Consider the following 26,256-nt stretch of genomic DNA (forward strand, 5'->3'; position numbering starts at 1 on the left):
CCGTCGCCACGTACGTCGCCGTGTCCGCCCGTGTTGCGGATGACGCCGCGTTCGCGGCACCGATTACCTGACAGGTTCTTCCATGTTCGACTCCCACCGCTCGGGCCGCGTACTGCGCCCGTCCCGTCTGTGCATTGCGTTGCTTGCCGCCGGGCTGGCCAGCACGACGCCACCCGCACTGGCGCAGAGCGCCCGCAGCGACCACGCGGCCGTACTGCGCTTCGAAATTCCTGCACAACCGCTGGATGAGGCGCTGCGCAGCTACATGCGCCAATCCGGCGTGCAGGTGGTGTACCCCGCATCGCTGGCACACGGCGCAACCTCCCACGCGGTCAGCGGCAGCCTGTCGGCCAACCAGGCGTTGCAGCACCTGCTGCAGGGCAGTGGTGTGGCGGTGCGCCGGGTCAGCGCCGATGCGGTCACTCTGGAGGCAGCAACGCCGGTGCGGGCCGATAGCGGTGTGATCGTCACCGGCACGCTGAGTGTGGCCGGCGACCGCGTCGACAGTGGTGCGAACAACGATGAAGCACGCCTGCTCGACAGCTACCGCAGCGTGGGTTCGATCACCACGCTCGACCGCGCGCACCTGGAGCGCTTCCGCGGCACCTCCAACGGTGACATCGTCAAGGGTGTGGCCGGTGTCACCGCCGGTGATCCGCGCGTCGGCAATGGCTTCGACGTCAACATCCGTGGCATCCAGGGCCAGGGCCGCGTACCGGTGATCATCGACGGTGGCCAGTCCAGCATGGATACCTACCGCGGCTATGCGGGCCAGTCACAGCGCACCTACCTCGACCCCGACCTGATCTCCAGCCTGACCATCACCAAGGGCCCAAGCCTGCAGGCCAACGCCTCCGGTGGCATCGGCGGTATGGTCGAGATGGAGACGCTGAAGATCGGTGACGTGCTGCGCGAAGGGCGCGACTTCGGCGTGCGCGTGCGCAGTGGCCTGGCCAATGGCAGTGCCAACAACCTGCCGTCCTTCAGTGCGACGCCGCGCACCGATCGTAGCGCCACCGGCAGCCAGTTCTTCAACGTGGCCGGTGCCGGTCACTGGGAGCGCTTCGACCTGGTTGCGGCCTACGCGTACCGGGACAACGGCAACTATTTCTCCGGCAAGCACGGCTACGATGATTTCCCGCAGACCCGTCGTACGCTGGCGCCGCTGAATCCGCCGCGCACCGAAGTGTTCAACACCTCCTCGCGTTCGAAGTCGGCGCTGCTCAAGGGCACCTGGCGCATCGATGACACGCAGAGCCTGGAAGCCGGCTACCGCCGCTATGAAGGCACGGCCGGCGAGATCATGGCCTCGCAGATCATCCGCGTCGACCGTGACCGCATCCCGCAGTGGGACCCGGGCCACGTCGACATGGACAGCTACACCCTGCGCTATCGCTTCGATCCGGACAGCGAGCTGATCGACCTGCGCGTCAATGCAGCGTACACCGACACCGACAGCGTGATGTACAACAGCCTGACCGGCATCACGCCGTGGTACTTCGATCGCCGCACCGAGTGGTACGACGCGCCCAGTTTCAGTGGCGATCCCGGCTACAAGGATGCCTACCGGAACCCGCTGCGGCAGAAGCGCTTCAACCTGGATGCCAGCAACACCTCGACGTTCGACACCCGCGCCGGAGCGTTCACGCTCGACTATGGCCTGTCCTACAGCGACGAAGATATCGCCCCGGGCGACTCGGGCCCGATCAAGCATGACGACCTGGTCAACAACCGCTTCCTGCGCAACGCCGAGCGCAAGGAATACAGCGCCGTGGCCTCGCTGAAGTGGCAGCCCGATGAGCATTGGGAACTGCTGGCCGGCGGCCGCTGGAACCGCGTGGAGGTGCATGACCGCAACCGCCTGGCCACGCCTGATACCTATGAGGTGCAGGGCCAGTACCGCTACACCGAGCTGCTCAACGGCAACCCGGCACTGCCCTCGTGGCGCGCCAAGCGCATCGCGTTGCTGAACTGGTATCCGGATGCCAATGGCAATTTCACCCAGGAATCGCTGCTGGCCTCGCCGTACAAGAAGGGCACGGTGGGCGACATCGGTGGGTGGAACTTCTATGACGCCGGCAAACCGCAGGATCTGGAAGTGCCGGTCAGCTGGACCTGGTCGCCGCCGATCCGCCGCCGTGACACCGCGTTCTCGCCGACTGCCAGCGTGGCCTACCGCTTCAGCGAAGACACCCTGGTCTATGTGAAGTACGCCGAGGGCACCAAGCTGCCGAGCCTGTTCGAGACCACGCTGGGCCTGTTCACCGCCGCCAAGCCGGTGGGTGAGCTGAAGCCGGAGCGTGCGCGCAGCTGGGAAATCGGTGCCAGCACCCTCCGCTACGACCTGTTCACCGCCGGCGACCGCCTGGCGCTGAAGCTGGCGTACTTCGATACCCGCATCGACGACCTGATCACCCGTGACTACCGCACGCTGTCGGCCGGCCTGATCCGCAACGTCGATCAGTTCAAGGTCTCGGGCATGGAGTTCCAGTCCAGCTATGACAGCGGCAAGGTCTTCGCCGACCTGTCCGCGCACTACTACTTCAAAGCCAAGACCTGCGCGCCGGACATCGCCGCCGAGCGCCGGGCCTATGGCGCACAGCGCAGGAACGATGAGCTGGCCCACACGCCCAACTGCGTGGACGGCGGCTTCGAGGGGTCGTACACCAACACCCAGAACCCGCCGCGCTACATGGTCAACCTGACCCTGGGCTCGCGCCTGTTCGACGAGCGCCTGACCTTCGGCACCCGCATGGTCCACAACGCTGGCCCGATCAGCACGCTGGACAAGGACTGGAACGTGGGCCTGTCGGCGATCCAGCAGCTGTACCGGCCGAACACCTTGGTCGACCTGTTCGCCAGCTGGAGCTTCAACGACCAGCTGTCGGTGGAAGCCGGCGTGGACAACCTGACCGACCGCTATTACCTGGACCCGCTGGCCCTGGGCGTGATGCCGGCGCCGGGTCGCACCGCAAGGCTGGCGTTGACCTGGAAGTACTGATCTGCGGGGTCGGCTCCCTTTCCTGCGGAAAGGGCTCTGACCCCAGCGCGAGACAACGGTAGCGCCGGGCCATGCCCGGCGCCCCCATCAGGGCACTTACAGCCCGCTCGACGCCTTCACCGCATCTTCGTGCAGCGACTCGTTCAGCTCATCCACCACGGTGGTCCATGCCGCATCGGCCTGCAGCGACTCGGACAGGAACTGGCGCTGGGCATCATTCCAGTACGGCGCCTCGACCACTTCGACGTCGGTGGCCAGCTGGTGCTCGCGGATGAAGCGGGCGATGCCCTCGGCGCTGGCGTCCAGGCCCAGCTGCAGGAACAGGTTGGTCATGCGCGGTTCGGTGGTGATCATCGTCGATTCCGGATGGACAAGGGGATGGCCCATTATCGGTGTAGACGGCCTTGGGGAAAGCCCCGTGGCAGACGTCTACAGCAGGACGACCCTCCTGGCATTCCCCCATGAACGCACACATCGCTCCCGAAGACAGCCGCAGCCTGCGGCTCAAGGCCGCCACCCGCGACAGCCACGGTGCGCTGGACAAGCGCATCATGGCCGGTGACATCTTCGCCGATCGCAGCAACTTCGCCCGTTTCCTGCGCGTGCAGTATCGCTTCCACCGCAGCATCGATGCGCTGTATGCCAACCCTGCGCTGGGCGCACTGCTGCCCGATCTGGGCGCGCGCCGCCGACTGAGACAGGTCGCGCGCGACCTGCAGGATCTGGAGCAGACGCTCCCGGGCGCGGACATCGACGCGCTGCCCTCGGACCTCGCGCTGCCGACTGCGTTGGGTTGGCTGTACGTGGCCGAAGGCTCCAATCTGGGCGGCACCATCCTGTACAAGATGGCGGCCAAGCTCGGCCTGAACCGTGATTTCGGCGCCCGCCACCTGGCCGCCCATCCCGATGGCGCAGCGCGCCACTGGCGCGAGTTCACCGCTGCGCTGGACGCGGTGCCGCTGAGTGCCGAGCAGGACCAGCAGGTGATCGATGCAGCCGACGCTGCGTTCCGCAGCGTGCATCGCCACGTCGAAGTGGAATTCGCCTGATGCGCGGCGCGCGCCCACAGGTGCAGCGCTGATGCGCTGGCTCTGGTTCGCGCTGGGCTGGCTGATGGTCGGCCTCGGGGTGATCGGCGCATTGCTGCCAGTCATGCCGACCACCATCTTCCTGATCCTCGCGGTGGGCTGCTTCGCGCGCAGCTCGCCGACGTTCGAGCAGCGCCTGCTGGCGCATCCACGCTACGGCCCGTCGCTGCGGCTGTGGCGCGAGCAGGGCGCCGTGTCGGGCAAGGGCAAGGCGTTTGCCAGCGCAGGCATGGCGGCGGGCTTTGCCCTGTTCTGCTGGGGCGCGCATCCGTCGTGGCGCCTGTTGCTTGGCGTGGGCCTGTTCTTTGCCGCCAGCGCCGGTTACGTGCTCAGCCGGCCGGCACCGCGACCGGAGCCCAATCCGGTCGTGGAAGTGGACGACGCCAACGATCCTCGCGCGGCCCGCCGCCGCGCCGCATCCCCCGATACCGCTGGAACCCGAGACGATGCTGCCTGCTGACCGGGCCCGGGCGGTGGCCGCCATCGGGGTCGGATCCCTTTCCGCAGGAAAGGGATCCGACCCTGTCAAGCCTGCCATCCGCGCGTCGCGTGGATCTACAGCAGCGGCACCAGCAGCAGCGCCACGATGTTGATGATCTTGATCAGCGGGTTGATCGCCGGGCCGGCGGTGTCCTTGTACGGGTCACCAACAGTGTCGCCGGTCACCGCGGCCTTGTGCGCTTCGCTGCCCTTGCCACCGAAGTGGCCATCCTCGATGTATTTCTTGGCATTGTCCCAGGCGCCGCCGCCGGTGGTCATCGAAATGGCCACGAACAGGCCGGTGACGATCGTGCCGATCAGCAGGCCGCCCAGTGCGCGCGGCCCCAGCAGCAGGCCGACCACCACCGGCACGGCGACCGGCAACAGCGAGGGCACGATCATTTCGCGGATCGCCGAGCGGGTCAGCATGTCCACCGCCTTGTCGTACTGCGGCTTGCCGGTGCCCTGCATGATGCCGGGAATCTCGCGGAACTGGCGGCGCACTTCTTCCACCACTGCGCCTGCCGCGCGGCCGACCGCTTCCATCGCCATCGCACCGAACAGGTAGGGAATCAGGCCGCCGATCAACAGGCCGATGATCACCGTGTGGTCGCTGAGATCGAAGCGGAATTCCTGGCCGGGATTGGCTGCCTGCAGGTTGTGGGTGTAGTCGGCGAACAGCACCAGTGCCGCCAGCGCCGCCGAGCCGATCGCATAGCCCTTGGTCACGGCCTTGGTGGTGTTGCCCACCGCATCCAGTGGATCGGTGATGTCGCGGATCTCCGAAGGCAGCTCGGCCATTTCGGCGATGCCACCGGCGTTGTCGGTGATCGGGCCGTAGGCATCGAGGGCGACGATCATCCCTGCCATCGACAGCATGGCGGTTGCGGCAATGGCGATGCCGTAAAGGCCGCCCAGTGCGAATGCGCCCCAGATCGCCGCACACACCGCCACCACCGGCAGCGCGGTGGATTTCATCGAGATGCCGAGGCCGGCAATGATGTTGGTGCCGTGGCCGGTGGTCGAGGCCTGCGCCACGTGCTGCACCGGCTTGTACTGGGTGCCGGTGTAGTACTCGGTGATCCACACGATCAGGCCGGTCAGGACCAGGCCGATCAGCGCGCAGCCATACAGCGCCGTCGGTCCATGCACGTTGTCGGACATCAGTCCGGTGGTGATCGGGTAGAAGGCGATGGCGGCCAGCACGCCGGAAACGATCACGCCCTTGTACAGCGCGCCCATGATCGAGCCGCCGGGCTTCACCTTGACGAACAGCGCGCCGATGATCGACGCGATGATCGACACGCCGCCCAGTACCAGCGGATACAGCACGGCATTGGCACCGGCTTCGGCCAGCATCAGGCTGCCCAGCAGCATGGTGGCGATGACGGTCACTGCATAGGTTTCAAAGAGGTCGGCCGCCATGCCGGCGCAGTCGCCGACGTTGTCACCGACGTTGTCGGCGATCACCGCCGGATTGCGCGGATCGTCTTCGGGAATGCCGGCTTCGACCTTGCCGACCAGATCGGCGCCCACGTCGGCGCCCTTGGTGAAGATGCCACCGCCCAACCGCGCGAAGATCGAGATCAGTGAAGAGCCGAAGGCCAGGCCGACCAGCGCGTGCAGCGCCTGTTCCATCGGCAGGCCCATCTGCAACAGTAGTGCGTAGTAGCCGGCCACGCCCAGCAGGCCCAGCCCGACCACCAGCATGCCGGTGATCGCGCCGCCGCGGAAGGCGACGTCCATCGCCGCGCTGATGCCGTTGCGCGCCGCCTCTGCGGTACGCACGTTGGCGCGTACCGACACGTTCATGCCGATGTAGCCGGCCGCGCCGGACAGCACCGCGCCGACCGCGAAGCCGATCGCGGTGTACCAGCTGAGGAACACACCGACCAGCACGAACAGCACCACGCCGGCGATGCCGATGGTCAGGTACTGGCGGTTGAGGTAGGCACGCGCACCTTCCTGGATCGCGGTGGCGATCGCGATCATGCGCGCATTGCCGGTGGGTTGGCGCAGGATCCAGCGCGCCGAGACGATTCCGAACAGGATCGCGAGAATGGCGCAGCCCAGCGCCAGTGACAGCCCGTGACGTTCCAGCATTAGACCCCTCCGCAGAATGGATGTAGGCATCCAGTGGCGATGAACGGCACCACGAGGGGGACGACGGGCTGCAGCCTGGAACCAACCCGTACCGACCTGGGCGGTCGTCCGACGTATGGCGGTGTTCAGCATTCCCTGGTGCCCGCAGTATGCGTGCCGCCACTTGTAGAGTCGAGCCATGCTCGACTGGCTCCTGGGAGCCGCGGCGCATGCCGTCGGGCCCTGGGCATGATTGGCGAGCCAACGGCCTTTGCACCCCGTTAAGGCAGCCTCTGCAAGCCTGCGCACAGCCCCGTAGGAGATCCCCCATGCGCCTGTCCCTGTTGATGCTTGCCGCCCTGGTCCCGGCCGCACCGGCCTTTGCTGCGGAAACGCCGGAACTGCAGCGTGCGGTCGGTGCGCCGCAGGCGGTGGGCGCGGTGCATACGCTGCGGCAGATCCCCGAGGCCTGCGCGCGGCTGGAAGGTGCGTTCACCGGTGATGCCGCCGCGCCATATCGCTTCTCCGCCGTCCGGACCCGCGAGCAATGCCAGCCACGCGCGCGCTTCGTCGATTACACCAAGGCGCAGCCGAGTGCCGACAAGGGCTGGAAGCTCAATGATGTGATCCGCGTGCCCAACGCTGCATGCCCGGCGCAGCAGGCGGTGGTGCGGGTGTGGCGCCTGCCGTCGAGCCACAAGGTCGAGCTGGATGGGCAGGGCCAATCGCGCATTTATCTGGAAGAGGCGAAGAAGCAGGCCGCCGCCGGCCAGATTCCGCAGGTGACGATGTTCGCCGCGCAGCTGCAGATGGAAGGCAAGGCTTGCAATTGAAGTTGCGTGGGCGGTGCACCCGCGCCGCCATCCACGCGTGGTAGTGCCGGCCGCTGGCCGGCATCCGGCCGATCAATCCGCCAGCATTGCCCCCCGCGCCACCAGCAGCTCGCGCAATGCCCTGCGGTGGCAGTGCGCTTCATCCTCGCAGTAGCAGCCCACGCTGATGTCGCTGTGTTGCGACATCGCGGCCAGAAGGTCCAGCGCGTGGGCGGCATCGGGCGCCTTCATCTCGGCCTTGTAATGGCGGAAGAAGGCGGTCCAATCGGCCGCCGTCGTTGCCTCATGTGCCCGCTTCACCAGCTCCGCGCTGGGTGACAGGGTAGGAAACCAGACGTCGTACCAGTCCTGTCGGGCGAACTCGCTGCGCGGCACGCCGCGCGGTGGGCGCCGAACGGTGCCGATTCGCAGTCCCTCGCCGGGTTGGCGCGGCGTACCGAGACGGACAACACGCAGTGCCATGATGATCTCCATGAAAAGGGGACGGAGGGGATTAAGTCGTATCCGACCCACTGCTGATGCTGTTGGAGATGACAGAGGGGCGTATGCGACTTAATCCCCTCCGTCCCCTTTTTCAGGTCAGCCTTCGAAGGCCGGCAGTTTCTGCTTCACCGCCACGTTCTTCAGGGTGACGTACTTCGGCAGGCCATCGGTGCCATAGGGAAGCGGTGCTTCGCCCTTGATCAGTGGTGACAGGTAGGCGCGTGCCCTGGCGGTGATGCCGAAGCCATCGCGGCGGATGAAACCAGCCGGCATCTTCTTCTCGTGGTTGGCGATCTTCGACAGCGGCGCGGCTTCGATCTTCCAGCGATACGGAGAATCGCTGCTGCGCACGATCACCGGCATCACGCCATTCCGGCCCTTCAGGGCCAGCTGCACCGCGGCCTTGCCCACCGCCTGCGCCTGCTCCCAGTCGGTCCTGCTGGCCAGGTGGCGGGCCGAGCGCTGCAGGTAATCGGGCAGTGCCCAGTGCACCTTCAGGCCCAGCTGATCCTTGACCCGGCCGGCCAGGTGCGCCGCCACGCCGCCGAGCTGCGAATGACCGAACGAGTCCTTGCCACCGCCGGCATCGGCAACGAAGCGGCCATCGGCGGTGGCAATGCCTTCCGACGCCACCACCACGCAGTAGCCGACGCGCTCGACCACGGCTTTCACCTTGGCCAGGAACGTGGCCTCGTCGTAGGCGCGCTCAGGCAGCAGGATGATGTGCGGCGCTTCGTCATCACCGTTGCCGGCCAGGCCGGCGGCGGCGGCCAGCCAGCCAGCGTGGCGACCCATCGCTTCGTAGATGAAGACACGGGTGGAGGTTTCGGCCATCGCCGCCACGTCCAGTGCCGCCTCGCGCACCGAGACCGCGGTGTACTTGGCCGCTGATCCGAAGCCGGGGCAGGTATCGGTAACGGCAAGGTCGTTGTCGATGGTCTTGGGCACGCCGATACAGGTCAGGTCGTAGCCGGAGGCCTTGGCCAGCTGCGAGACCTTCAGTGCGGTGTCGGCCGAGTCGTTGCCGCCGTTGTAGAGGAACCAGCGCACGTCGTGGGCCTGCAGCACCTCCAGCAGACGGTCATAGCGGGCGCGGTCGGCATCCAGCGATTTCAGCTTGACCCGGCACGAGCCGAAGGCGCCGCCCGGGGTATGGGCGAGGGCGCGGATCGCGGCGGCACTCTCCCTGCTGGTGTCGATCAGCTCCTCGCGCAGCGCGCCGAGGATGCCGTTGCGGGCGGCCAGGACCTTGATGCCCTTGGCCCGGGCCTGCTCGATCACCGCTGCCGCCGTGGCATTGATGACGGCGGTGACACCGCCGGACTGGGCATAAAGGAGAGTACCGTTGCGCATGCTTCTACCTGCTCGGGGGAGGGGACATTGCAGGGACATTACCCGGATGCGGTAAAGTGGCGCTATTGCGGTGCAGCGATACCGGACCGTCCGGGACGCAAACCTTCTTTGTTTTCAACACGTTGGAGTCAGGTAAATGCGATTGGTTCTGTTGGGACCGCCCGGTTCGGGCAAGGGGACACAGGCGACGCGCCTGAAGGAAAAGCTGGGGATCGCCCACATTTCGACCGGTGACATGCTGCGCGCGGAAATCGCCGCCGGCACCGAGCTGGGCAAGCAGGCCAAGACGGTGATGGATGCCGGCAACCTGGTGTCGGACGACATCCTGCTGGGCATGCTGGAGTCGCGCCTGACCCAGGCCGATGTCGCCAAGGGCTTCATCCTTGATGGTTATCCGCGCAACGTGGCCCAGGCCAATGCGATGGACGGCCTGCTGGCCAAGATCGGCCAGCCGCTGGACGCGGTGGTACAGCTGGATGTGCCCACCGAGCTGCTGGTCGACCGCATTGCCGGTCGTGCCAAGGAGCAGGGCCGCGCCGATGACAACCCGGAAGCGGTGCGCCAGCGCCTGCAGGTCTACAACGACCAGACCGCCCCGGTGGTCGATTTCTACGCCGGCCGTGGCACCCTGGCCCGCGTCGATGGCGTCGGTGAGCTGGACGAGATCGAAGCCCGCATCCTGGCAGCGATCAAGGCCTGATCCGGCGGGGCCGGCATGCTTCCGGTCCTTCGGGCGCAAAAAGCACAGGCCTGGTCCGCGAGGATCAGGCCTGTGTCGTTTGATAGGCGCCAGCGAAGGGCTTGCTCAGGGCCCCGCAGCATGAGCTCCCTTGGGGATGGCCTCTTGGGGAGTAGGACCGGTTCGGGTACTGCGGCTGGCAGTTCGAATTGTGTCCGGGTTCACAGAACATCGCTATCGGGAATTCCCTGACAGCTGATTGGAGTTTTCTCACATCCCGTGTAGGGGTTGTCTTACCCGATAGCGGACATTGGCCCTATACAGCCGTCATCGGTCACAATCCTCGGTCATGAGCAGCGTACATATCCTTGCAATTGCCGGCACCTTCATGGGCGGCGTGGCCGCCCTGGCGCGGGAACTTGGGCATTCCGTCAGCGGCAGCGACCAGGCCATCTATCCGCCGATGTCGACCCAGCTCGAACAGCTGGGCATCACACTGGACCAGGGCTACCGTGCCGACAGCGTGCCGGCCGGCACCGACGAGGTGGTGATCGGCAACGCGCTGTCGCGCGGCAATGCCGCCGTGGAAGCCGTGCTCAATGCCGGCCAGCGCTATATCTCCGGCGCGCAGTGGCTGTCCGAGCAGGTGCTGCCGGGCCGCGATACGCTGGCCGTGGCCGGTACCCACGGCAAGACCACCACCACCACCATCCTCACCTGGCTGCTGGAAAGTGCAGGCCGCTCGCCGGGCTTCCTGATCGGCGGTGTCGCCGAGGATTTCGGTGTCTCCGCCCGCCTGGGCCAGGGCCGCGAGTTCGTGGTCGAGGCCGATGAGTACGACACGGCCTTCTTCGACAAGCGCAGCAAGTTCGTGCACTACCGGCCGCTGGTGGCCATCCTCAACAACCTTGAGTACGACCACGCCGATATCTTCCCGGACGTGGCCGCGATCCAGCGCCAGTTCCACCATCTGGTGCGTACCGTACCCGCACGTGGCCGGCTGATCGTCAACGGCGAGGATCCGTACCTGGCCGATGTGCTGGCGATGGGCTGCTGGACCCCGGTCGAGCGCTTCGGCTTCGATCCGGCGCTGGAATGGCATGCCGAGCTGCTGGCTGCCGACGGCAGCGCGTTCCGCGTGCATCATCGTGGGCAGGCGCTGGGTGATGTGCAGTGGTCGCTGCTGGGCCGCCACAACGTGCTCAACGGGCTGGCCGCGCTGGCCGCCGCGCACGCGGTAGGCGTGGCCCCGGCCGACGTGATCCCGGCGCTGGCACGCTTCCGCAGCGTCAAGCGCCGCATGGAAGTGATCGGCAGCCATGACGGCATCACCGTCTACGACGATTTCGCCCACCATCCGACTGCGATCGCCACCACGCTGGAGGGCCTGCGTTCCAAGGTGGGTGATGCGCGCATCGTGGTCGCGATGGAGCCGCGCAGCAACTCGATGCGGCTGGGCGCACATGCGCAGGCGCTGGCTCCCTCGCTGGCGCTGGCCGATGAAGTGGTGTTCCTGCATCGCCCGGAACTGGCCTGGGATGCTGCGGCGGTGATCGCCGCGGTGCGTGGCCAGGCCCACGCGGTGCCCGATACCGACGCATTGCTGGCGCAGCTGCAGGCCAGCGCGCGCAGTGGTGACCACGTGGTATTCATGTCCAACGGTGGCTTCGACGGTGCCCCGCGACGCTTCCTCGCCGCGCTGCAGGCCCGATGAGCGGCGATGGCTCGCTGCCGCTGTTCCCGCTGCACACCACGCTGGTGCCGGGTGCAGCGGTGGGCCTGCGCGTGTTCGAGCGGCGCTATCTGGACCTGGTCCGCGACAGCGGCCGCAGTGGTGAGGGATTTGGTGTCTGCCTGATCCTCGAGGGCGAGGAGGTCGGCGCACCGGCGACACCGGCTGCCTTTGGCGTGCAGGTACGCATCGAAGACTTCGATGTCGGCGCCGACGGCGTGCTGCAGCTGCGCCTGCGCGGCACCCGTCGCTTCCATGTCGAGCGCACCCGCGTGCGCGACAACGGCCTGGTGGTGGCTGATGTGCGCTGGTGCGAGGAAGACCCCGATGACGAACTGCGGCCGCAGCATGCACTGCTGGCCACGGTGCTGGGGCACATCATCGAGCAGGCCGGCGAGGCCTATGCGCCGGCCAATCCGGCGCTGCTGGACCAGGCCAGCTGGGTCGGCTGGCGGCTGGCCGAACTGCTGCCGCTGAGCGAGCAGCAGCGCCTGCAGCTGCTGCAGATGGACGACCCGCACCAGCGATTGCAGCAGCTGCTGGGCTGGATGCCGTAGCAGCCATCCACGCGTCTCGTGGATCTACCTCCGCCGGGCATGGCCCGGCGCTACCCGTCCGTGTTCCGGTAGCGCCGGGCCATGCCCGGCGGCTCCATCACGGTGTGGTCTTCAACCGCAGCACCGGCAACCCGGTTTCGCTGTGCACGTCCTCGCGCTGCGGCAGGTCCTGCACGGCGTCCTTCACGGCATTCAATGCCGGGTCGACGCCACGCAGCGGGTGCCACATGCCGATCCACTCGAAATGGCGTTCGTAGCGCAGGGTCTGTGCACTGCCCAGCCACAGCGGCGTGTTGCCCGGCTGCAACCGCGCAGGGGCCGGCCACAGGCGCAGTACGTAGCGCTCATCACGGTGTGTACCCGGGCGTACCATCAACAGCGCTTCCACGCGGGTTTCCAGCGTCGCCGGCAGCACCGGCAGTTCATCGGCGCCGGTGTTCTTGTCCAGCATCAGCAGCGCCTGCTGCCAGCCGGCCTGCTCCTGCCGCTTCCAGCCGCGCGCTTCCAGTTGTGCCTGCAGCGGTGCCAGCGGACCGGCCACCTGCACGTCCAGCGGCCAGCGCTGGTCGTCATCGAACTCGTTGCGGCGCGCCGGCAGTGTCGCCCAGTCGTGCTGCCACCAGGCCTGCGTGTCCATTGCCTGCGGGGCCGGCAAGGTCGGCTCGAAGCGTTCCAGCTTCACCGGGATATTGCGCGGTGCGTACCACATCGCGGCGACGGCGAAGACGCCGTAGAACAGCCATGCCACCGGCTTCACCCAGAACGAGCGGTTGAAGCGGCGGCGGTAGGCGATGCCCAGCACCAGCAGCCAGAACGTGCCGAACAGCATGCCGCCGATCACATCGCTCAGCCAGTGCGCGCCCAGGTACAGGCGCGAGAAACCGATCAGGCTGACCACGATGCCCGACACCAGGTACGGCCAGACGCGGGTGCGGCCGGGCATCTCGCGGGCGATCAGCACCGCGAAGAAGCCGAAGGTGATGGTGGCCATCGTCACCGACACCGACGGGAAGCCGAAGCCGCTGCTGGCGTCGACCGGACGCACCACGTCGACGGTAGCGCCGAGCAGCATGGTCAGCGCCAGGCCGAAGGCCAGCGCGGCCAGCCAGTGTGCGGCCGCCATCCAGCGCCGGCGCCAGACCAGGTAGCCCATCGCCGCCGCAGTGGCCGGCAGCAGCACCTGCCAGGCGCCCAGCGACGCCAGCGCGGCCATCGGGTAATCGGCCAGCGGGTTGCGCAGGGCCAGCATGGCCTGGTGTATCAGCAGGTCGATCGCCAGTGGCTCGCCATGCGCGACCACCACGGTCAGCAGCGCGAACCAGCCCCAGCCCAGCACCAGCAGCATCAGCGCCAGCATCGCCAGCGGCACCGACTCGCGCCGCTTCGGGTCCAGCACACCGACGGTGTAGCGGCCCAGCGTCGGATGGCGGTTGGACCAGTCAAGCAGGCGTGCCAGCCAGTTGTCCATGCGCGCGGCCGACCAGCGGTAGCCGTACAGCACAATGGCCCAGACCAGGCCGAGGATCACCGCCAGCAGGCCGACCACCACCACCAGCCGACCGGCTACCGCGGCCACCGCGTCATAGGCCTCGCCAAGAATCCAGCCCGGGGCCAGGAACAGCACCGCCCATGAAATGCTGGCGATGCCACTGGCCTGCACATAGCGGCTGGCTGGCATCTTCATCATGCCCGCGATGGCGGGCACGAACGGCCGGATCGCGCCGACGTAGCGTGCCACCAGGATGCTCTTGAAGGCATTGCGGCGGAACAGGTTTTCGCCGCGGTCGAGCAGCTGCGGGTAACGGCTGAAGGGCCACACGCCACGCAGGCGGTCACCCCAGCGGCGCCCGATCCAGTAACTGATGCCATCACCGGCGAACGCGCCCAGTGCGGCTGCGGCCACCGCGTACGGCCCGGAGATCTGGCCCAGGCCGATGAACACGCCCACCGCGAACAGCAGCGGCAGGGCCGGCACGATGGCACCGAGAATGATCACCGCATCGCAGAAGGCGATGAGGAAGATAACGGCACCCGCCAGCACGGGGTGAGCGGCAATCCACGCGAGCGTGGCGTCGATCCATGAAGAGTCCATTGCCCGATTATAGGGGCGTGAAGGTGACTGGTTCCCAGCCGCTTGGTGACCGTTTGCAACCGGCGCCATCGCCTAGAATGGGCCCATGCCGCATACGCCAGACACGCCACCGCATGCTTTGAAGGCCGACAGCTTCGGTCGCATCCTCCGTGTGGAAGGGCCGGCCGGCCCCTTCGTACGCCGTGACCTGGGCGCCACGCCGCTGTGGTTGCGGCTGCCGGCCTGGTGGCTGGCCCGCCGCGAAGCGCGCGCGCTGCGCCATATCCACGGCATGGCCGATGTGCCGCAGCTGCTGGCTTGGAATGGGCATCATCTCGACCGCAGTTTCATGGCCGGCGACGCCATGTACCAGCGCCCACCGCGTGGCGACCTGGCCTGGTTCCGCGCCGCGCGTCGCCTGCTGCAGCAGCTGCATCGGCGCGGCGTGGTCCACAACGACCTGGCCAAGGAAGCCAACTGGCTGGTGACCGAAGACGGCCGCCCGGCATTGATCGATTTCCAGCTGGCAGTGATCGGCAACCCGCGCTCGCGCTGGATGCGCCTGCTGGCCCGCGAGGACCTGCGCCACCTGCTCAAGCACAAGCGCATGTATTGCCGCGAGTCGCTCACCCCGGTGGAGAAGCGGGTGCTCAAGCGCACCTCGTGGGTGCGCGAACTGTGGTTCGCCACCGGCAAGCCGGTCTACCGCTTCGTCACCCGCCGCATCCTGCATTGGGAAGACAACGAGGGGCAGGGGCCGAAGCCGTGAGCACTGCGCAGGTGGTGACCGGCCCGCCAAGCGCGCGCAGTGTCCTGCGCCCACAGCTGGCCGGCGCCGACTTCGTGCATGCCTGCCAGGCAACGACCCATCGTGATGGACGCTCGGCCTTGCAGGCCTATCGCGATATGGCCGCGACCATTCCCGGCTGGTTCGATGGGCTGATGGCGCTGCGCAATCGCGGCATGCGCCTGCTCGGCATGAAGCACCTGGGCTCGTTGCGCGCGGTGCAGGATGTTGCGGATCCTCAACCCGGGCAGCGACTGGGCATCTTCACCCTGCAGTCGTTGGATGACGATGCCATCGTGCTGGAAGACGACGACCGCCACCTGCGTGTGCAGCTGGCCCTGCAGTGGCACGGCGACGTGCTGGAAGTGGCAACGGTGGTGCATACGCACAACGCGTTCGGGCGCGTGTACATGCTGCCAGTTGCGCCGGTGCATCAGCTGATCGTGCCGCATCTGCTGAGGAAGCAGGTGCAGGGGTACCGGTAGATCCACACGATGCGTGGATGCGCCGGGGAGAACCGTATTGTAGAGCCGAGCTATGCTCGGCTGCATTCAATGAGCCGAGCATGGCTCGGCTCTACAGAGGCTTGTGACCTTACGGCGTCGCCGGCACTACCTGCTGGCCGATGAAGTTGCGCTTGGCATCGAAGTCGTAGGCGATCTGCAGCTGGCCCACATCCGGGCAGGCGTGGCAGTCGCGCAGCGGCGTGCGGTACAGCAGGCGGATGCCGCCGTTCTCCAGCGGCGTGGCCCCGGCCGACTGCGCCGGTGCGAACGGCGTGGCCTGCGGGTGGTCCTTCAGCAGGGCCTGCACGGCGGGGTCGGCACGCAGGGTGTCGTCCAGCTGCACGGCATCCACATCGATGCGCTTGCCGGTGGCGTCGACCAGGCGGGTGCCCTCGTTGGTGTTGGCGCGGAACGGATACTCGACCGTGGCAATGCCCAGGCCTTCGTTCTCATGCCAGGCCGTCACGTAGGCCAGCTCGCCGCCGGTGGACAACTGTTCGGCGGCAGCAATGGCATCGGCGCTTGCGCCACCAGCGCGCATCGCATCGTGCAGGCACTCACGCGTGGCCGCATTCTCGCCCTGGCGGCAGGCGTTGAGGTCGCCATCCCACACCACTGCCTCGCTCCAGCGCAGCTTGCCGTCCGCGGCGGCTTTTTCTGCGCTGGGCGTGTCACCGGCCGACGGTTCCTTGCCGGGTTCCGGCGAACGGCCCTGGCAGGCGGTCAGCAGGGCAAGCCCCAGGGCAGGCAGCAACAGGCGGGAACGGCGCATGGCGTGAACCTCGTGCGTTGACTGGAGGCCCTAGTATCGTCAAGCCCGGGTGAACTCCACGTCGGCGCGGCATACTAGCGGCTCATTGCATACGCTGGAGTGTGGAACGTGGGCAGTCTGCAGGGCAAAACGCTTTTCATCACGGGTGCCTCGCGTGGCATCGGCCTGGCCATCGCACTGCGCGCTGCGCGTGACGGCGCCAACGTGGCGATTGCGGCCAAGTCGGCGGTGCCGAACCCAAAGCTGCCGGGCACCATCCATACCGCAGCCGAAGCCGTTACCGCGGCCGGCGGCCAGGGGCTGGCGCTGAAGTGCGACATCCGCGAGGAAGAGCAGGTGCAGGCGGCGGTTGCCGCCACGGTCGACGCCTTTGGTGGCATCGACATCCTGGTCAACAATGCCAGCGCGATCTGGCTGCGTGGCACGCTGGATACGCCGATGAAACGCTTCGACCTGATGCAGCAGGTCAATTCGCGCGGCAGTTTCCTGTGCGCGCAGGCCTGCCTGCCGTACCTGCTGCAGGCGCCGAATCCGCACATCCTGACCCTGGCGCCGCCGCCCAGCCTGGAACCGAAGTGGTGGGGCGCGCATACCGGCTACACGCTGGCGAAGATGGGCATGAGCTTCGTCACGCTCGGCCTGGCCGCGGAATTCGGCCCGCAGGGTGTGGCGGTGAACGCGCTGTGGCCGCGCACGGTGATCGCCACCGATGCAATCAACATGATTCCGGGCGTGGATGCAGCGGGCTGCCGTACGCCGCAGATCATGGCCGACGCCGCGCATGCGGTGCTGGTGCGTGAGGCGGCGGGTTTCCACGGCCAGTTCCTGATCGACGATGAAGTGCTGGCACAGGCCGGCGTCAGCGATCTGTCCGGCTATGCCGTGGACCCGTCGCGGTCGTTGTTGCCGGATCTGTTCCTGGACTGAGTGCTACGTTGCGCAAGGGCCGAGGGCTGCGGCCCTCGGCCTGCTGCGCTAGAATGCAGGGCTGTAATCGTTTTCAACAGGGATGTGAACACATGACACGTACGCTTTCCATCGCGGCGCTGGCCGCTTCGCTGTCGCTTGTCCTGGCCGCCTGCGGTGGCAAGGCCCCTGCAACTGCTGGCGACGCCGGCGCCGCAGGCACGCCGGAGGTCAACACGGTGCCGTCGGACGCACAGCAGCAGTTGACGGCGAAGCTCAACGCCTACATCGGCTGCTTCAACGCGCTTGATTCGAAGACGCACGACAGCCTCCAGTCCTACACGCGCTGGATCAAGGACGTCGAGGCCGGCCCGAGCGGGCGCGAGACACAGGTGTACGGTCCGTTCGAGATCAGCGATTACGACATGAAGCAGTGCGATGGCCCCGTGACCGAGGCGATGGCTGCCAAGCCGGCGCTGGCTGAGCTCGATGCCGCTGCTGGGCATTACCAGCAGGCGCTGAAGGCGCTGGTGCCGGTCAGCAAGGAGGCGCACGACTACTATGATCGCCAGGACTACGAAGACGACCAGTTTGCCAAGGGCAAGCAGCTGCACGCGCCCTTGATGGCCGCATTCAAGGACTTCGTGGCTGCCAGCGAAACGTTCAACGCCGAGCTGGAGCGCCAGAATGACGCTGCCCAGCGCGAGCAGCTCAAGGTATTGGAACAGGCCGAGGGGCGAACGCGCGAGTATTACCGTCTGGCGATGATGCTGGAAGCCAAGGCGATCGTGGAGCTGATGAGCGAGGACGACTTTGATCCGGCCCAAGCCCGTGAACGACTCGACGCCTTCAACCGTATTTCCGACGAGGCGCATGCCAAGGTGGCCGATCAGGAGCCGGGCAAGCTGGACTGGAACAGCTTCGAGCGCGAAGCCGAGAACTTCCGTCGGGAAGGCAAGGAGCGGCTGCAGCGGGTCAGCAGCAAGACGCCCTACAGCGATTTCGAACGGCGCATGCTGGATTCGCCCTCGATGGCACCGCGTGGCTCTGCCAGCAAGCTGATGCAGGAATACAACTCGCTCGTTTTCCAGAGCAACCGCCAGTAGGCGGGAAGCTCAACGCGTTATTTTTGTCGCAATTGAGCAGGTTGATCGCGACATGACACGCCCCGCAGCCCCGAATGCCAGCACCTTCCCGAGGTGCTGGAGCGCGCGCTCGCGCCATGCATGACGATGCCTGCAGTTTTCACTGGTGCAAGGAACTGATTTGAACGCATCCACACGCCTGATTCCTGTTCTCCTGCTCTGCGCGCTGGCCGGCTGCAACAACCCGGCCGGGCTGGCTGTCGCCGATCCCGGGCTGGAAAAGGTGAACGCCTATATCGAGTGCTACAACGGCGTCGAACAGCCCATCCACGAGGGTTTCCAGACCTACACCGGTTGGATGAAGGATTCCGAAGCCGGTCCAACCGGCAAGGAAGCGCAGCCGCGCTCACCTGGCAAGGTGTTGTCGCACCGCGTCGAGTACTGCGGCCAGCCGCTGACCGATGCGCTGGCAAAGACCCCTGCCACGCCACTGGATGCACCCGCGCGACAGTACCAGCAGGCATTCCAGGCACTGAACACCCTGATCGAGCGTGCCGATGGGTACTTCACCCGCGAGGACTATCGTCGCGATGGTGGCGAAGGGATGCGCAGCCAGCATGCCCCGCTGATGCAGGCCTATGCTGATTTCTTCAAGGCCAGCGAAGCAATGGATGCGGCGCTGGAAAAGAACGAGAACGATCGCCGCGCCGCCCAGCTGAAGCAGATCGAGGAAAGCGAAGGCCGCTCGCTGGCCTATTACCACCTGCGCCTTGTCGGCGATGGCAAGCAGCTGGCGATGGCGTTCCAGGGCGAGGCACCGGACGTTGCGGTGTTGCGCGGCCAGCTGGCCGACTATCAGGCGCTGGTGACGGAAATCCAGAACGGTGGTGTCGGCAAGGACGACCCGATGTGGGGCCATGTGCAGCGCTCGGCCGACAAGCTGGTGCGTAGCGCCGGTCGCGGTGTCGAGCGTCTGGAGCAGGGCAAGCCGATCACCGCCGATGCGTTGGCCGCCGAGCGCAAGGCGTCGGGCAGCTGGCTCACCACCGACCCTGAAGGCGCACAGTCGACGATTCTGGATGCCTACAACGACCTGGTGACCACCAGCAACCGCATGCGCTGAGGGCGATCCACACAGGGCGTGGATCTGCCCACGGTAGCGCCGGGCCATGCCCGGCGCGCACCCTGCGGGGTTGGTAGTGCCGGCCGCTGGCCGGCATGTGACTCAATGGCTGAATGCATCCGGCAGTTCACCGCCACATCTGCGGCAATGCCGTGCATCCGGCTCGTGGCCTTCCAGCCCGCAGTGCGGGCAGCCGCGGGCATCACGGCGCGCCGCCAGCTCGGCTTCGCGCATCGTGCTGGCCAGTTCGGCGGTGTAGATGCCGGTAGGCACGGCGATGATGCTGTAGCCGATCAGGATCAGCACCGAGGTGACGAAGCGGCCCAGCACGGTCTGCGGCACGATGTCGCCGAAGCCGACCGTGGCCATGGTCACCACCGCCCAGTACATGCTGGCCGGGATGTTGGTGAAGCCGTGTTCGGGGCCCTCGATCACGTACATCAGCGCCCCGGCGATGATGGTGATGGTGATCACCGTGAACAGGAACACCAGCACCTTGCGCCGGCTGCGCCACAGCGACGTCATCAGGACGCCGCTTTCCTCGATGTAGCGGGTCAGCTTGAGGATGCGGAATACCCGCAGGATGCGCAGCGCACGCACCACCAGCAGGCTCTGCGCGCCCGGGATGAACATCGACAGGTAGGCGGGCAGGATCGACAGCAGGTCGATGATGCCCCAGATGCTCACCGCGTAGCGCAGCGGGCGCTTGACCACCGCCAGCCGCAGCAGGTACTCGGCGGTGAAGATGATGGTGAAGCCCCATTCCAGGATGTACAGGCCGGTGGACCACTCGGCATGCAGGTGCTGCACGCTGTCGATCATCACCACCAGGATGCTGGCGACGATCGCCACCACCAGGATCAAGTCGAAGTTGCGCGAGGGCCGCGAGTCATGGCGGTAGATGATGTCGAACCACCGACGGCGCCAGCCGGTCTCGGTGGCGGGGTTCAGCTGGGGGGCGGAAAACGGTCGCATGGGCGCATTGTGCCGCAGGGGTTCCGGCGCGAGAATGGGGATTCCTGAACCCTGCCGACTGCCATGACCGCCGCTACCGATCCGCTGATCTCCCTTTCGCACTATTACCTGCCGGTCTACAAGCCCCGCCAGGTGGTACTGGAACGAGGCCAGGGCGCCCGCGTGTGGGACAGCCAGGGGCGTGAGTTCATCGACCTGGCTGCGGGTATCGCCGTGTGCGGCCTGGGCCACAACGATCCGGACCTGGTGGCCGCGCTGGTCGAGCAGGCCGGCAAGCTCTGGCACACCAGCAATGTGTTCTACAGCGCACCGCCGCTGCACCTGGCCGAGGAGCTGGTGAAGGTCAGCCGCTTCGCCGAGCGCGTGTTCCTGTGCAATTCCGGCGCCGAAGCCAACGAAGTGGCGATCAAGATGGTCCGCAAGTGGGCCTCCAGCCAGGGCCGTCCCGCCGACAAGCGGGTGATCATCACTTTCCGTGGCAGCTTCCACGGCCGCACGATGGGCGCGGTGACCGCTACTGCCCAGCCGAAGTACCAGGAAGGCTACGAGCCGCTGCCCGGTGGCTTCCGCTACATCGATTTCAACGATGAGGTGCAGCTGGAAACCGCGATGGCCGCCGGCGACGTGGCGGCGGTGATGCTGGAGCCGATCCAGGGCGAGGGCGGCGTGATGCCGGCCAAGTCCGGCTTCCTCAAGCGCGTGCGCGAGCTGTGCGACCAGCACAACGCACTGCTGGTGCTGGACGAGATCCAGGCCGGCATGGGCCGCACCGGCACGCTGTTCGCGCACTGGCAGGATGATGTGGTGCCGGACATGGTCACCCTGGCCAAGGCACTCGGTGGCGGCTTCCCGATCGGCGCGATGCTGGCCGGCCCGAAGGTGGCTGAGACCATGCAGTTCGGCGCGCACGGCACCACCTTCGGCGGCAACCCCCTGGCCGCCGCGGTGGCCCGCGTGGCACTGCGCAAGCTGGCCTCGGCGGAGATCGCCGCCAATGTCAGCCGCCAGTCGAAGGCGCTGCGCGATGGCTTCGCCCGCATCAACGACGAGTTTGGTGTGTTCAGCGACGTGCGTGGCCGCGGCCTGATGCTGGGCGCGGTGCTGGGCAAGGACTTCGCCGGCCAGGCCGGGGCGATCCTCGACCATGCCGCCGAGCACGGCCTGCTGACCCTGCAGGCCGGCCCGGACGTGCTGCGCTTCGTGCCGTCGCTGAACATCACCGACGAAGAAGTGGCCGAAGGCCTCAAGCGCCTGCGCGCAGCGATTGCTGCGTTCATTGCCGCGCGCTGAAGCCGGCAGAGGCATCTGTAGAGCCGAGCCTACGCTCGGCTCATCGCGATGTCAGGCAACAGGAGCCGAGCATGGGCTCGGCTCTACAGCGCGTCACGCGATCCTATAGCGCTTCAACACCTTGCCCAATCCACGGCCATCGCGCACGGTTTCCGCGTGCAGGCCGGCGGCGCGTGCGCCGCGCACATTGGCGAACAGGTCATCGACGAACAGCGTGTGCGAAGGCGCCACGCCCAGTACGTCGAGTGTGCGCAGGAATACTGCGGGCTCAGGTTTGCGCAGGCCGAAATCGGCGCTGCAGAACACGCGTCCCTGCAGCGCAGGGAACAGTTCCGGCAGCAGGGTGGGCAGCGCCTGTGCCATCAGCGCGCCGTTGTTGGTCAGTACCGCCAGTGGCAGCTGCAGAACCTGCAGCCGCTGCAGCACCGCGTGCTGCGGATGGCTGGCCGCCTGGCGTGCGGCGATCCAGCTGGGTACATCGACGGTCCTGCCCAGGCACGCCCCCAGCTGCGCCAGATAGGCCGGACCCTGCAGCGTGCCGTTGTCATGCGCCGCTTCCAGTCCGCTGTCGAACAGCGCCGCCTGCACTGCGGCAGGGGTAACATCCAGTGCCTGCGCCAGGTGCAGCACGCGCTGCGCGCGCTGGTACTGCACCAGCACGCCGTCCACATCCAGCAGCAACAGGTCGATCCGCATCGGTCGAGCATGCCATTGCAGTGAGTGCGCGGGAAACCCTGGAGTGGGCATGCGACAGACGGTCGCAGACGCGGCCGCAGGGGCCTGCCTAGAATGGTGCTTGAACCGCAGGAGAGGCAACGATGAAGGCTTGGTGGGTGGCAGTGGGACTGGGCGCGCTGATGCTGGCGCCGTCGGCGATGGCGCGGGTGTGTGCGGTGAGCATCGACAGCACCGACCAGATGAGCTTCAGCAGTCGCGAGATCAAGCTCGCCGCTGATTGCACCGCCGTGGATCTGACCCTGCGCCATACCGGCAAGCTGGCCGCTACCGCGATGGGCCATAACTGGGTGCTGACCCGCACGGCCGACTACCAGCCGGTGGCACTGGCAGGCATGCGCATGACCCTGGCCGACAGCTACCTGCCGAAGGCCGACAAGCGCGTGCTGGCGCACACCAAAGTAATTGGTGGTGGCGAGACCACGCGCGTGCGCTTTTCCACCCAGGGCCTGCAGAAGGGCGGCGACTACACTTTCTTCTGCTCGTTCCCCGGCCACTTCGCGATGATGAAGGGCAAGTTCGTCTTCGGTTGAAAAAAGGGGACGGAGGGGATTAAGTCGTTTATGCACAAACGACTTAATCCCCTCCGTCCCCTTTCTTTGCGATCAGCCCTTGGCGGCCTTGAATGCCACGCGTGCAGCGGCGAGGGTGGCCTCGATCACCGCGTCATCGTGGGCGCTGGACAGGAAGCCGGCCTCGTACGCCGACGGCGCCAGGAACACGCCCTGCTCCAGCATCGCGTGGAAGAAGCGGTTGAACGCTGGGATGTCACAGGCGGTGGCCTGCGCATAGGTCTCCACCTTCTCACTGGTGAAGAACAGCCCGAACATCGCGCCCACGCGGGTGGTGGTCACCGCCACGCCGGCTTCGGCGGCGGCCGCTTCCAGGCCGGCGCACAGGCGTGCGGTGCGTTCGGCCAGGTCGTCGTGGAAACCCGGCTGCTGGATCAGCTCCAGCATCGCCAGGCCAGCGGCCATCGCCACCGGGTTGCCGCTCAGCGTGCCAGCCTGGTAGATCGGGCCGGCCGGGGCGATCTGCTGCATCAGCTCGCGGCGACCGCCGTACGCACCCACCGGCATGCCGCCGCCGATGATCTTGCCGAACGTGGTCAGGTCCGGGGTGATGCCGTAGTGCGCCTGCGCACCGCCGAGGGCGACGCGGAAGCCGGTCATCACTTCGTCGAAGATCAGCAGCGCGCCGTGTTTCGTGCACAGTTCGCGCAGGTGCTGCAGGTAGCCCTCGCGCGGCGGGATGCAGTTGGCGTTGCCGACCACCGGTTCGATGATCAGGCCGGCGATGTCATCGCCCTGCTGCTCGAACAGCGCAGTGGCCGCTTCGAAGTCGTTGTAGGGCAGGGTCAGGGTCAGTTCGCTCAGCCCGGCCGGGACGCCCGGCGAGGTCGGCACGCCCAGGGTCAGCATGCCGCTGCCGGCCTTGACCAGGAACGAGTCGCCGTGGCCGTGGTAGCAGCCTTCGAACTTGACGATGCGGTTGCGGCCGGTGGCGCCACGCGCCAGGCGGATCGCCGACAGGGTGGCCTCGGTGCCGGAGTTGACCATGCGCACCATCTCGCACGACGGCACCAGGCGGGTGATGGTCTCGGCCATGGTCACCTCGGCCGCGCATGGCGCGCCGAATGACAGGCCGTTGTCGATCGCCTTCTTCACCGCCTGGCGTACCGCCGGGTGGTTGTGGCCGACGATCATCGGGCCCCAGGAGCCGACGTAGTCGATGTAGCGGTTGCCGTCGACGTCGTACAGGTAGGCGCCGTCGGCGCGCTCGACGAAGAACGGTTCGCCGCCGACCGACTTGAACGCGCGCACCGGCGAATTGACGCCGCCCGGCAACAGCTGCTGGGCGCGGGAGAACAGGGCGTGGGACTGGTCGTGGTTCATGGGGGAATATCCTGGGCGTTACGCGAACTGGGCGAGGAAGGCGCGCTGGGTCGCGACCGGGTCTTCGGCGGCGAACACGCTGCTGACCACGGCGACCAGATCGGCGCCGGCGTCGATGATGGGACCGACATTGTCCGGCGTCAGCCCGCCGATCGCCACCCGCGGCACGCCCAGTGCGGCGCTTTGCCGCAGCAGGTCGGTATGGGCGCGGCTGGTGGTGATCTTGGTGGTGGTCGGGAAAAACGCGCCGAAGGCCACGTAGCTGGCGCCGGCGGCCACGGCCCTCTCGGCATTGGCCAGCTGGTCATAGCAGGAGGCGCCGATGATGGCCTCGGGGCCGAGCAGGGCGCGCGCGCTGGGGATGTCGCCGTCGGTGCCGCCCAGGTGCACGCCCGCCGCGCCCACGGCCTTGGCCAGCGCCGGGTCATCGTTGACGATCAGCGGCACGCCGTGGTCCGCACACAGTGCCTGCAGCGCGGTGGCCTGCTCCCGCCGCAGCGCGTCGCTTGCGGTCTTGTTGCGGTACTGCAGCCAGGTGGCGCCGGCGGCCAGCAGCGGCGCGGTGCGGGCCAGCAGGCGTGCGGTATCGGGCTCGTCCGGGGTGATCAGGTAGACGCCGCGGGGCGCCGGGGAAGCAGAAGTCATCGATGGCTACCGGTGAGTGGACCGCGATGGGACAATGGCGGCCCGTGAATCCAGTCCTGATTATCCGATGAGCGATGCCACCCCCACCACCTTGCGCACCTGGATGTGCGTGGTCTGCGGCTTCCTGTACAGCGAAGCGGAAGGCTTGCCGGAGGAAGGCATCGCGCCAGGGACGCGCTGGGAGGACATTCCCGAGACCTGGACCTGCCCGGATTGCGGGGTGACCAAGGCCGATTTCGAGATGGTCGAGGTCGATTGACTGGAGGGCCACCCGGCCCATCCGGTGGGTGTGGACCGCTGGTCCACACACCGACTCCCTCAATGCAGTCGCGGCATCGGCCCGCCGAGGTCGATCAGCTTCTCGCGCAGCCACTGCGCATCGCTGGCTTCCGGGTTCCGCTTCAGGTACTGGCCCAGATCGTGGCGGGCACCGGCCAGGTACTCCAGCTGCAGGTAGGCCAGGCCGCGGTCGCGCAGCGCATCGTCCTGCTCCGGGGCCAGCTTCAGCAGGCGGTCGGCACTGCGCGCGGCGCGGTCCCACTCGCCGGCTTCGGCATACACGCCGTGCAGGTTGCGCAGCATGCGCATCAGGATCGCGCGCGCGGGCGCCGGGTCGAGGATCTGCGCCAGCACCTGGTCGTCGGGCATCTGCCCGCCCAGATGTGACTTGGCCCGCTCGCGCAGTTCGTCCACGTCCAGCGGTCGGCCACCGTTGAACGGGTCCATCACCAGCACGCCGTCGTCCACCGGCAGGCGCACCAGGAAGTGGCCGGGGAAGGACACGCCATCGAGCGGAATACCCAGCCGGCGCGCGACTTCCATCTGCACCAGCGCCAGCGAGATCGGATTGCCCAGGCGGCGCTCGAATACCTGGTTGAGGTAGCTGTTGCGCGGGTCGTAGTACTCGTCGTGGTCGCCGCTGTAGCCCAGCTCGTCGAACAGGTGGCGGTTGATCGCCGCCATCTTCAGCGGGCTGTTGTCGATGCTCTCCACTTCCGAGCGGAGGTGCTCGACATGGCTCTGGATCAGCGCGTCGTAGGTGGACGGCTGCAGATCGGGGTACTCATCGCGCGCGATCAGCAGCGCGGTCGGCAACAGTGGCAGCGCCTCGTCTTCGAGGTCGGCCAGGGCATCCCAGTCGGGGAGTGTGATCCGGTCCTGCATGGCCACAGACTGGC

The 26,256-nt window shown here is 67.1% G+C and carries 26 protein-coding genes; 15 read left to right on the top strand and 11 right to left on the bottom strand.

Annotation, left to right across the window (positions count from 1 at the left end; genetic code table 11):
- Positions 1 to 82 precede the first annotated feature (82 nt).
- Positions 83 to 3,001, top strand: coding sequence for a TonB-dependent receptor (locus AC5P5V_RS15390; RefSeq protein ID WP_134968686.1), 2,919 nt, complete (start codon positions 83 to 85; stop codon positions 2,999 to 3,001).
- A gap of 96 nt (positions 3,002 to 3,097) precedes the next feature.
- On the opposite strand, the gene AC5P5V_RS15395 is transcribed toward AC5P5V_RS15390, so the two are convergent.
- Positions 3,098 to 3,355: a DUF2789 domain-containing protein gene (locus AC5P5V_RS15395; RefSeq protein WP_005410930.1), complete on the bottom strand. Its 258-nt coding sequence runs from the start codon at positions 3,353 to 3,355 to the stop codon at positions 3,098 to 3,100.
- Positions 3,356 to 3,462: 107 nt separating this feature from the next.
- Between AC5P5V_RS15395 and AC5P5V_RS15400 the strand changes: the two genes are divergently transcribed.
- Together AC5P5V_RS15400 and AC5P5V_RS15405 are read left to right on the top strand one after the other, a co-directional pair.
- Positions 3,463 to 4,050: a biliverdin-producing heme oxygenase gene (locus AC5P5V_RS15400; RefSeq protein ID WP_134968685.1), complete on the top strand. Its 588-nt coding sequence runs from the start codon at positions 3,463 to 3,465 to the stop codon at positions 4,048 to 4,050.
- A 31-nt stretch (positions 4,051 to 4,081) separates the two neighbouring features.
- Positions 4,082 to 4,549, top strand: a complete 468-nt coding sequence (locus AC5P5V_RS15405) for a YbaN family protein (RefSeq protein WP_134968684.1) — start codon at positions 4,082 to 4,084, stop codon at positions 4,547 to 4,549.
- Positions 4,550 to 4,644: 95 nt separating this feature from the next.
- Here the strand turns inward: AC5P5V_RS15405 and AC5P5V_RS15410 are convergent, their stop codons facing one another.
- Positions 4,645 to 6,672 (bottom strand): sodium-translocating pyrophosphatase, encoded by a 2,028-nt coding sequence (locus tag AC5P5V_RS15410; protein WP_134968683.1) that lies wholly within the window; start codon positions 6,670 to 6,672, stop codon positions 4,645 to 4,647.
- A 308-nt stretch (positions 6,673 to 6,980) separates the two neighbouring features.
- Here AC5P5V_RS15410 and AC5P5V_RS15415 point away from each other — a divergent pair, with 308 nt between their 5' ends.
- Entirely contained in the window at positions 6,981 to 7,484 is a 504-nt protein-coding gene (locus AC5P5V_RS15415) for a hypothetical protein (protein ID WP_134968682.1), read from the top strand.
- Positions 7,485 to 7,556: 72 nt separating this feature from the next.
- Here the strand turns inward: AC5P5V_RS15415 and AC5P5V_RS15420 are convergent, their stop codons facing one another.
- Positions 7,557 to 7,946, bottom strand: a complete 390-nt coding sequence (locus tag AC5P5V_RS15420; RefSeq protein ID WP_005419050.1) for a DUF488 domain-containing protein — start codon at positions 7,944 to 7,946, stop codon at positions 7,557 to 7,559.
- A 117-nt stretch (positions 7,947 to 8,063) separates the two neighbouring features.
- A complete protein-coding gene (locus AC5P5V_RS15425; protein WP_061480500.1) occupies positions 8,064 to 9,320 on the bottom strand; it encodes a 6-phosphofructokinase in 1,257 nt (418 codons plus the stop codon).
- A 136-nt stretch (positions 9,321 to 9,456) separates the two neighbouring features.
- Here AC5P5V_RS15425 and AC5P5V_RS15430 point away from each other — a divergent pair, with 136 nt between their 5' ends.
- The 3 genes from AC5P5V_RS15430 (at position 9,457) to AC5P5V_RS15440 (ending at position 12,288) form a co-directional block, all read left to right on the top strand.
- Positions 9,457 to 10,020 carry an adenylate kinase gene (locus tag AC5P5V_RS15430; RefSeq protein ID WP_005419045.1) on the top strand — a complete coding sequence of 188 codons (564 nt, stop codon included), beginning with the start codon at positions 9,457 to 9,459 and terminating at the stop codon, positions 10,018 to 10,020.
- A 328-nt stretch (positions 10,021 to 10,348) separates the two neighbouring features.
- Positions 10,349 to 11,713, top strand: coding sequence for a UDP-N-acetylmuramate:L-alanyl-gamma-D-glutamyl-meso-diaminopimelate ligase (gene mpl, locus AC5P5V_RS15435; RefSeq protein WP_134968681.1), 1,365 nt, complete (start codon positions 10,349 to 10,351; stop codon positions 11,711 to 11,713).
- The gene (locus tag AC5P5V_RS15440) at positions 11,710 to 12,288 is read left to right on the top strand and encodes an LON peptidase substrate-binding domain-containing protein (RefSeq protein ID WP_111096656.1); all 579 of its coding nucleotides are present in this window, start codon (positions 11,710 to 11,712) and stop codon (positions 12,286 to 12,288) included. The genes mpl and AC5P5V_RS15440 overlap by 4 nt, the downstream gene beginning before the upstream one ends.
- 97 nt (positions 12,289 to 12,385) lie before the next feature.
- Here the strand turns inward: AC5P5V_RS15440 and AC5P5V_RS15445 are convergent, their stop codons facing one another.
- Positions 12,386 to 14,380: a bifunctional DedA family/phosphatase PAP2 family protein gene (locus AC5P5V_RS15445; RefSeq protein WP_134968680.1), complete on the bottom strand. Its 1,995-nt coding sequence runs from the start codon at positions 14,378 to 14,380 to the stop codon at positions 12,386 to 12,388.
- Positions 14,381 to 14,465: 85 nt separating this feature from the next.
- Here AC5P5V_RS15445 and AC5P5V_RS15450 point away from each other — a divergent pair, with 85 nt between their 5' ends.
- Together AC5P5V_RS15450 and AC5P5V_RS15455 are read left to right on the top strand one after the other, a co-directional pair.
- Positions 14,466 to 15,128, top strand: a complete 663-nt coding sequence (locus AC5P5V_RS15450; protein WP_231352282.1) for a serine/threonine-protein kinase — start codon at positions 14,466 to 14,468, stop codon at positions 15,126 to 15,128.
- Positions 15,125 to 15,631: a DUF2867 domain-containing protein gene (locus AC5P5V_RS15455; protein ID WP_134969100.1), complete on the top strand. Its 507-nt coding sequence runs from the start codon at positions 15,125 to 15,127 to the stop codon at positions 15,629 to 15,631. Before AC5P5V_RS15450 ends, AC5P5V_RS15455 begins: the two co-directional genes overlap by 4 nt.
- A 109-nt stretch (positions 15,632 to 15,740) precedes the next feature.
- Here the strand turns inward: AC5P5V_RS15455 and AC5P5V_RS15460 are convergent, their stop codons facing one another.
- Positions 15,741 to 16,424 carry a hypothetical protein gene (locus AC5P5V_RS15460; RefSeq protein WP_134969099.1) on the bottom strand — a complete coding sequence of 228 codons (684 nt, stop codon included), beginning with the start codon at positions 16,422 to 16,424 and terminating at the stop codon, positions 15,741 to 15,743.
- Positions 16,425 to 16,532: 108 nt separating this feature from the next.
- Here AC5P5V_RS15460 and AC5P5V_RS15465 point away from each other — a divergent pair, with 108 nt between their 5' ends.
- The 3 genes from AC5P5V_RS15465 (at position 16,533) to AC5P5V_RS15475 (ending at position 19,538) form a co-directional block, all read left to right on the top strand.
- Positions 16,533 to 17,351, top strand: coding sequence for an SDR family oxidoreductase (locus AC5P5V_RS15465; protein WP_049439911.1), 819 nt, complete (start codon positions 16,533 to 16,535; stop codon positions 17,349 to 17,351).
- 92 nt (positions 17,352 to 17,443) lie between these two features.
- On the top strand, positions 17,444 to 18,436 hold the full coding sequence (locus AC5P5V_RS15470; protein WP_061480496.1) for a YiiG family protein: 993 nt from the start codon (positions 17,444 to 17,446) through the stop codon (positions 18,434 to 18,436).
- A 160-nt stretch (positions 18,437 to 18,596) separates the two neighbouring features.
- Positions 18,597 to 19,538 (top strand): YiiG family protein, encoded by a 942-nt coding sequence (locus AC5P5V_RS15475; protein ID WP_061480495.1) that lies wholly within the window; start codon positions 18,597 to 18,599, stop codon positions 19,536 to 19,538.
- A 102-nt stretch (positions 19,539 to 19,640) separates the two neighbouring features.
- On the opposite strand, the gene AC5P5V_RS15480 is transcribed toward AC5P5V_RS15475, so the two are convergent.
- Entirely contained in the window at positions 19,641 to 20,513 is an 873-nt protein-coding gene (locus AC5P5V_RS15480; RefSeq protein ID WP_049439908.1) for an ion transporter, read from the bottom strand.
- 63 nt (positions 20,514 to 20,576) lie between these two features.
- Here AC5P5V_RS15480 and AC5P5V_RS15485 point away from each other — a divergent pair, with 63 nt between their 5' ends.
- The gene (locus tag AC5P5V_RS15485; RefSeq protein WP_061480494.1) at positions 20,577 to 21,803 is read left to right on the top strand and encodes an acetylornithine transaminase; all 1,227 of its coding nucleotides are present in this window, start codon (positions 20,577 to 20,579) and stop codon (positions 21,801 to 21,803) included.
- A 93-nt stretch (positions 21,804 to 21,896) separates the two neighbouring features.
- On the opposite strand, the gene AC5P5V_RS15490 is transcribed toward AC5P5V_RS15485, so the two are convergent.
- The gene (locus AC5P5V_RS15490; RefSeq protein WP_061480493.1) at positions 21,897 to 22,499 is read right to left on the bottom strand and encodes an HAD-IA family hydrolase; all 603 of its coding nucleotides are present in this window, start codon (positions 22,497 to 22,499) and stop codon (positions 21,897 to 21,899) included.
- A gap of 122 nt (positions 22,500 to 22,621) precedes the next feature.
- Between AC5P5V_RS15490 and azu the strand changes: the two genes are divergently transcribed.
- On the top strand, positions 22,622 to 23,071 hold the full coding sequence (gene azu, locus AC5P5V_RS15495) for an azurin (RefSeq protein ID WP_061480492.1): 450 nt from the start codon (positions 22,622 to 22,624) through the stop codon (positions 23,069 to 23,071).
- A gap of 72 nt (positions 23,072 to 23,143) precedes the next feature.
- On the opposite strand, the gene hemL is transcribed toward azu, so the two are convergent.
- Both hemL and thiE read right to left on the bottom strand, forming a co-directional pair.
- On the bottom strand, positions 23,144 to 24,433 hold the full coding sequence (gene hemL, locus AC5P5V_RS15500) for a glutamate-1-semialdehyde 2,1-aminomutase (protein WP_061480491.1): 1,290 nt from the start codon (positions 24,431 to 24,433) through the stop codon (positions 23,144 to 23,146).
- An 18-nt stretch (positions 24,434 to 24,451) separates the two neighbouring features.
- The gene (gene thiE, locus AC5P5V_RS15505; protein WP_061480490.1) at positions 24,452 to 25,078 is read right to left on the bottom strand and encodes a thiamine phosphate synthase; all 627 of its coding nucleotides are present in this window, start codon (positions 25,076 to 25,078) and stop codon (positions 24,452 to 24,454) included.
- Positions 25,079 to 25,112: 34 nt separating this feature from the next.
- Between thiE and AC5P5V_RS15510 the strand changes: the two genes are divergently transcribed.
- Positions 25,113 to 25,337 (top strand): rubredoxin, encoded by a 225-nt coding sequence (locus AC5P5V_RS15510; RefSeq protein ID WP_014038358.1) that lies wholly within the window; start codon positions 25,113 to 25,115, stop codon positions 25,335 to 25,337.
- 59 nt (positions 25,338 to 25,396) lie between these two features.
- Here the strand turns inward: AC5P5V_RS15510 and AC5P5V_RS15515 are convergent, their stop codons facing one another.
- Positions 25,397 to 26,242, bottom strand: coding sequence for a SirB1 family protein (locus AC5P5V_RS15515; protein ID WP_005419007.1), 846 nt, complete (start codon positions 26,240 to 26,242; stop codon positions 25,397 to 25,399).
- Positions 26,243 to 26,256: the final 14 nt, after the last annotated feature.

The organism is Stenotrophomonas sp. YJH_SMC_130 (assembly GCF_059369035.1).

Bases quoted from the DNA above. Each gene is read 5' to 3' on its own strand.
- AC5P5V_RS15430 (WP_005419045.1), top strand. From the start codon at position 9,457: ATGCGATTGGTTCTGTTGGGACCGCCCGGTTCGGGCAAGGGGACACAG.
- AC5P5V_RS15390 (WP_134968686.1), top strand. From the start codon at position 83: ATGTTCGACTCCCACCGCTCGGGCCGCGTACTGCGCCCGTCCCGTCTG.
- AC5P5V_RS15485 (WP_061480494.1), top strand. From the start codon at position 20,577: ATGACCGCCGCTACCGATCCGCTGATCTCCCTTTCGCACTATTACCTG.
- AC5P5V_RS15480 (WP_049439908.1), bottom strand. From the start codon at position 20,513: ATGCGACCGTTTTCCGCCCCCCAGCTGAACCCCGCCACCGAGACCGGC.
- AC5P5V_RS15470 (WP_061480496.1), top strand. From the start codon at position 17,444: ATGACACGTACGCTTTCCATCGCGGCGCTGGCCGCTTCGCTGTCGCTT.
- AC5P5V_RS15415 (WP_134968682.1), top strand. From the start codon at position 6,981: ATGCGCCTGTCCCTGTTGATGCTTGCCGCCCTGGTCCCGGCCGCACCG.
- AC5P5V_RS15450 (WP_231352282.1), top strand. From the start codon at position 14,466: ATGCCGCATACGCCAGACACGCCACCGCATGCTTTGAAGGCCGACAGC.
- AC5P5V_RS15510 (WP_014038358.1), top strand. From the start codon at position 25,113: ATGGCGGCCCGTGAATCCAGTCCTGATTATCCGATGAGCGATGCCACC.
- AC5P5V_RS15395 (WP_005410930.1), bottom strand. From the start codon at position 3,355: ATGATCACCACCGAACCGCGCATGACCAACCTGTTCCTGCAGCTGGGC.
- mpl (WP_134968681.1), top strand. From the start codon at position 10,349: ATGAGCAGCGTACATATCCTTGCAATTGCCGGCACCTTCATGGGCGGC.
- AC5P5V_RS15490 (WP_061480493.1), bottom strand. From the start codon at position 22,499: ATGCGGATCGACCTGTTGCTGCTGGATGTGGACGGCGTGCTGGTGCAG.
- AC5P5V_RS15440 (WP_111096656.1), top strand. From the start codon at position 11,710: ATGAGCGGCGATGGCTCGCTGCCGCTGTTCCCGCTGCACACCACGCTG.
- hemL (WP_061480491.1), bottom strand. From the start codon at position 24,433: ATGAACCACGACCAGTCCCACGCCCTGTTCTCCCGCGCCCAGCAGCTG.
- AC5P5V_RS15515 (WP_005419007.1), bottom strand. From the start codon at position 26,242: ATGCAGGACCGGATCACACTCCCCGACTGGGATGCCCTGGCCGACCTC.
- azu (WP_061480492.1), top strand. From the start codon at position 22,622: ATGAAGGCTTGGTGGGTGGCAGTGGGACTGGGCGCGCTGATGCTGGCG.
- AC5P5V_RS15460 (WP_134969099.1), bottom strand. From the start codon at position 16,424: ATGCGCCGTTCCCGCCTGTTGCTGCCTGCCCTGGGGCTTGCCCTGCTG.
- AC5P5V_RS15405 (WP_134968684.1), top strand. From the start codon at position 4,082: ATGCGCTGGCTCTGGTTCGCGCTGGGCTGGCTGATGGTCGGCCTCGGG.
- AC5P5V_RS15400 (WP_134968685.1), top strand. From the start codon at position 3,463: ATGAACGCACACATCGCTCCCGAAGACAGCCGCAGCCTGCGGCTCAAG.
- AC5P5V_RS15445 (WP_134968680.1), bottom strand. From the start codon at position 14,380: ATGGACTCTTCATGGATCGACGCCACGCTCGCGTGGATTGCCGCTCAC.
- AC5P5V_RS15410 (WP_134968683.1), bottom strand. From the start codon at position 6,672: ATGCTGGAACGTCACGGGCTGTCACTGGCGCTGGGCTGCGCCATTCTC.
- AC5P5V_RS15425 (WP_061480500.1), bottom strand. From the start codon at position 9,320: ATGCGCAACGGTACTCTCCTTTATGCCCAGTCCGGCGGTGTCACCGCC.
- thiE (WP_061480490.1), bottom strand. From the start codon at position 25,078: ATGACTTCTGCTTCCCCGGCGCCCCGCGGCGTCTACCTGATCACCCCG.
- AC5P5V_RS15420 (WP_005419050.1), bottom strand. From the start codon at position 7,946: ATGGCACTGCGTGTTGTCCGTCTCGGTACGCCGCGCCAACCCGGCGAG.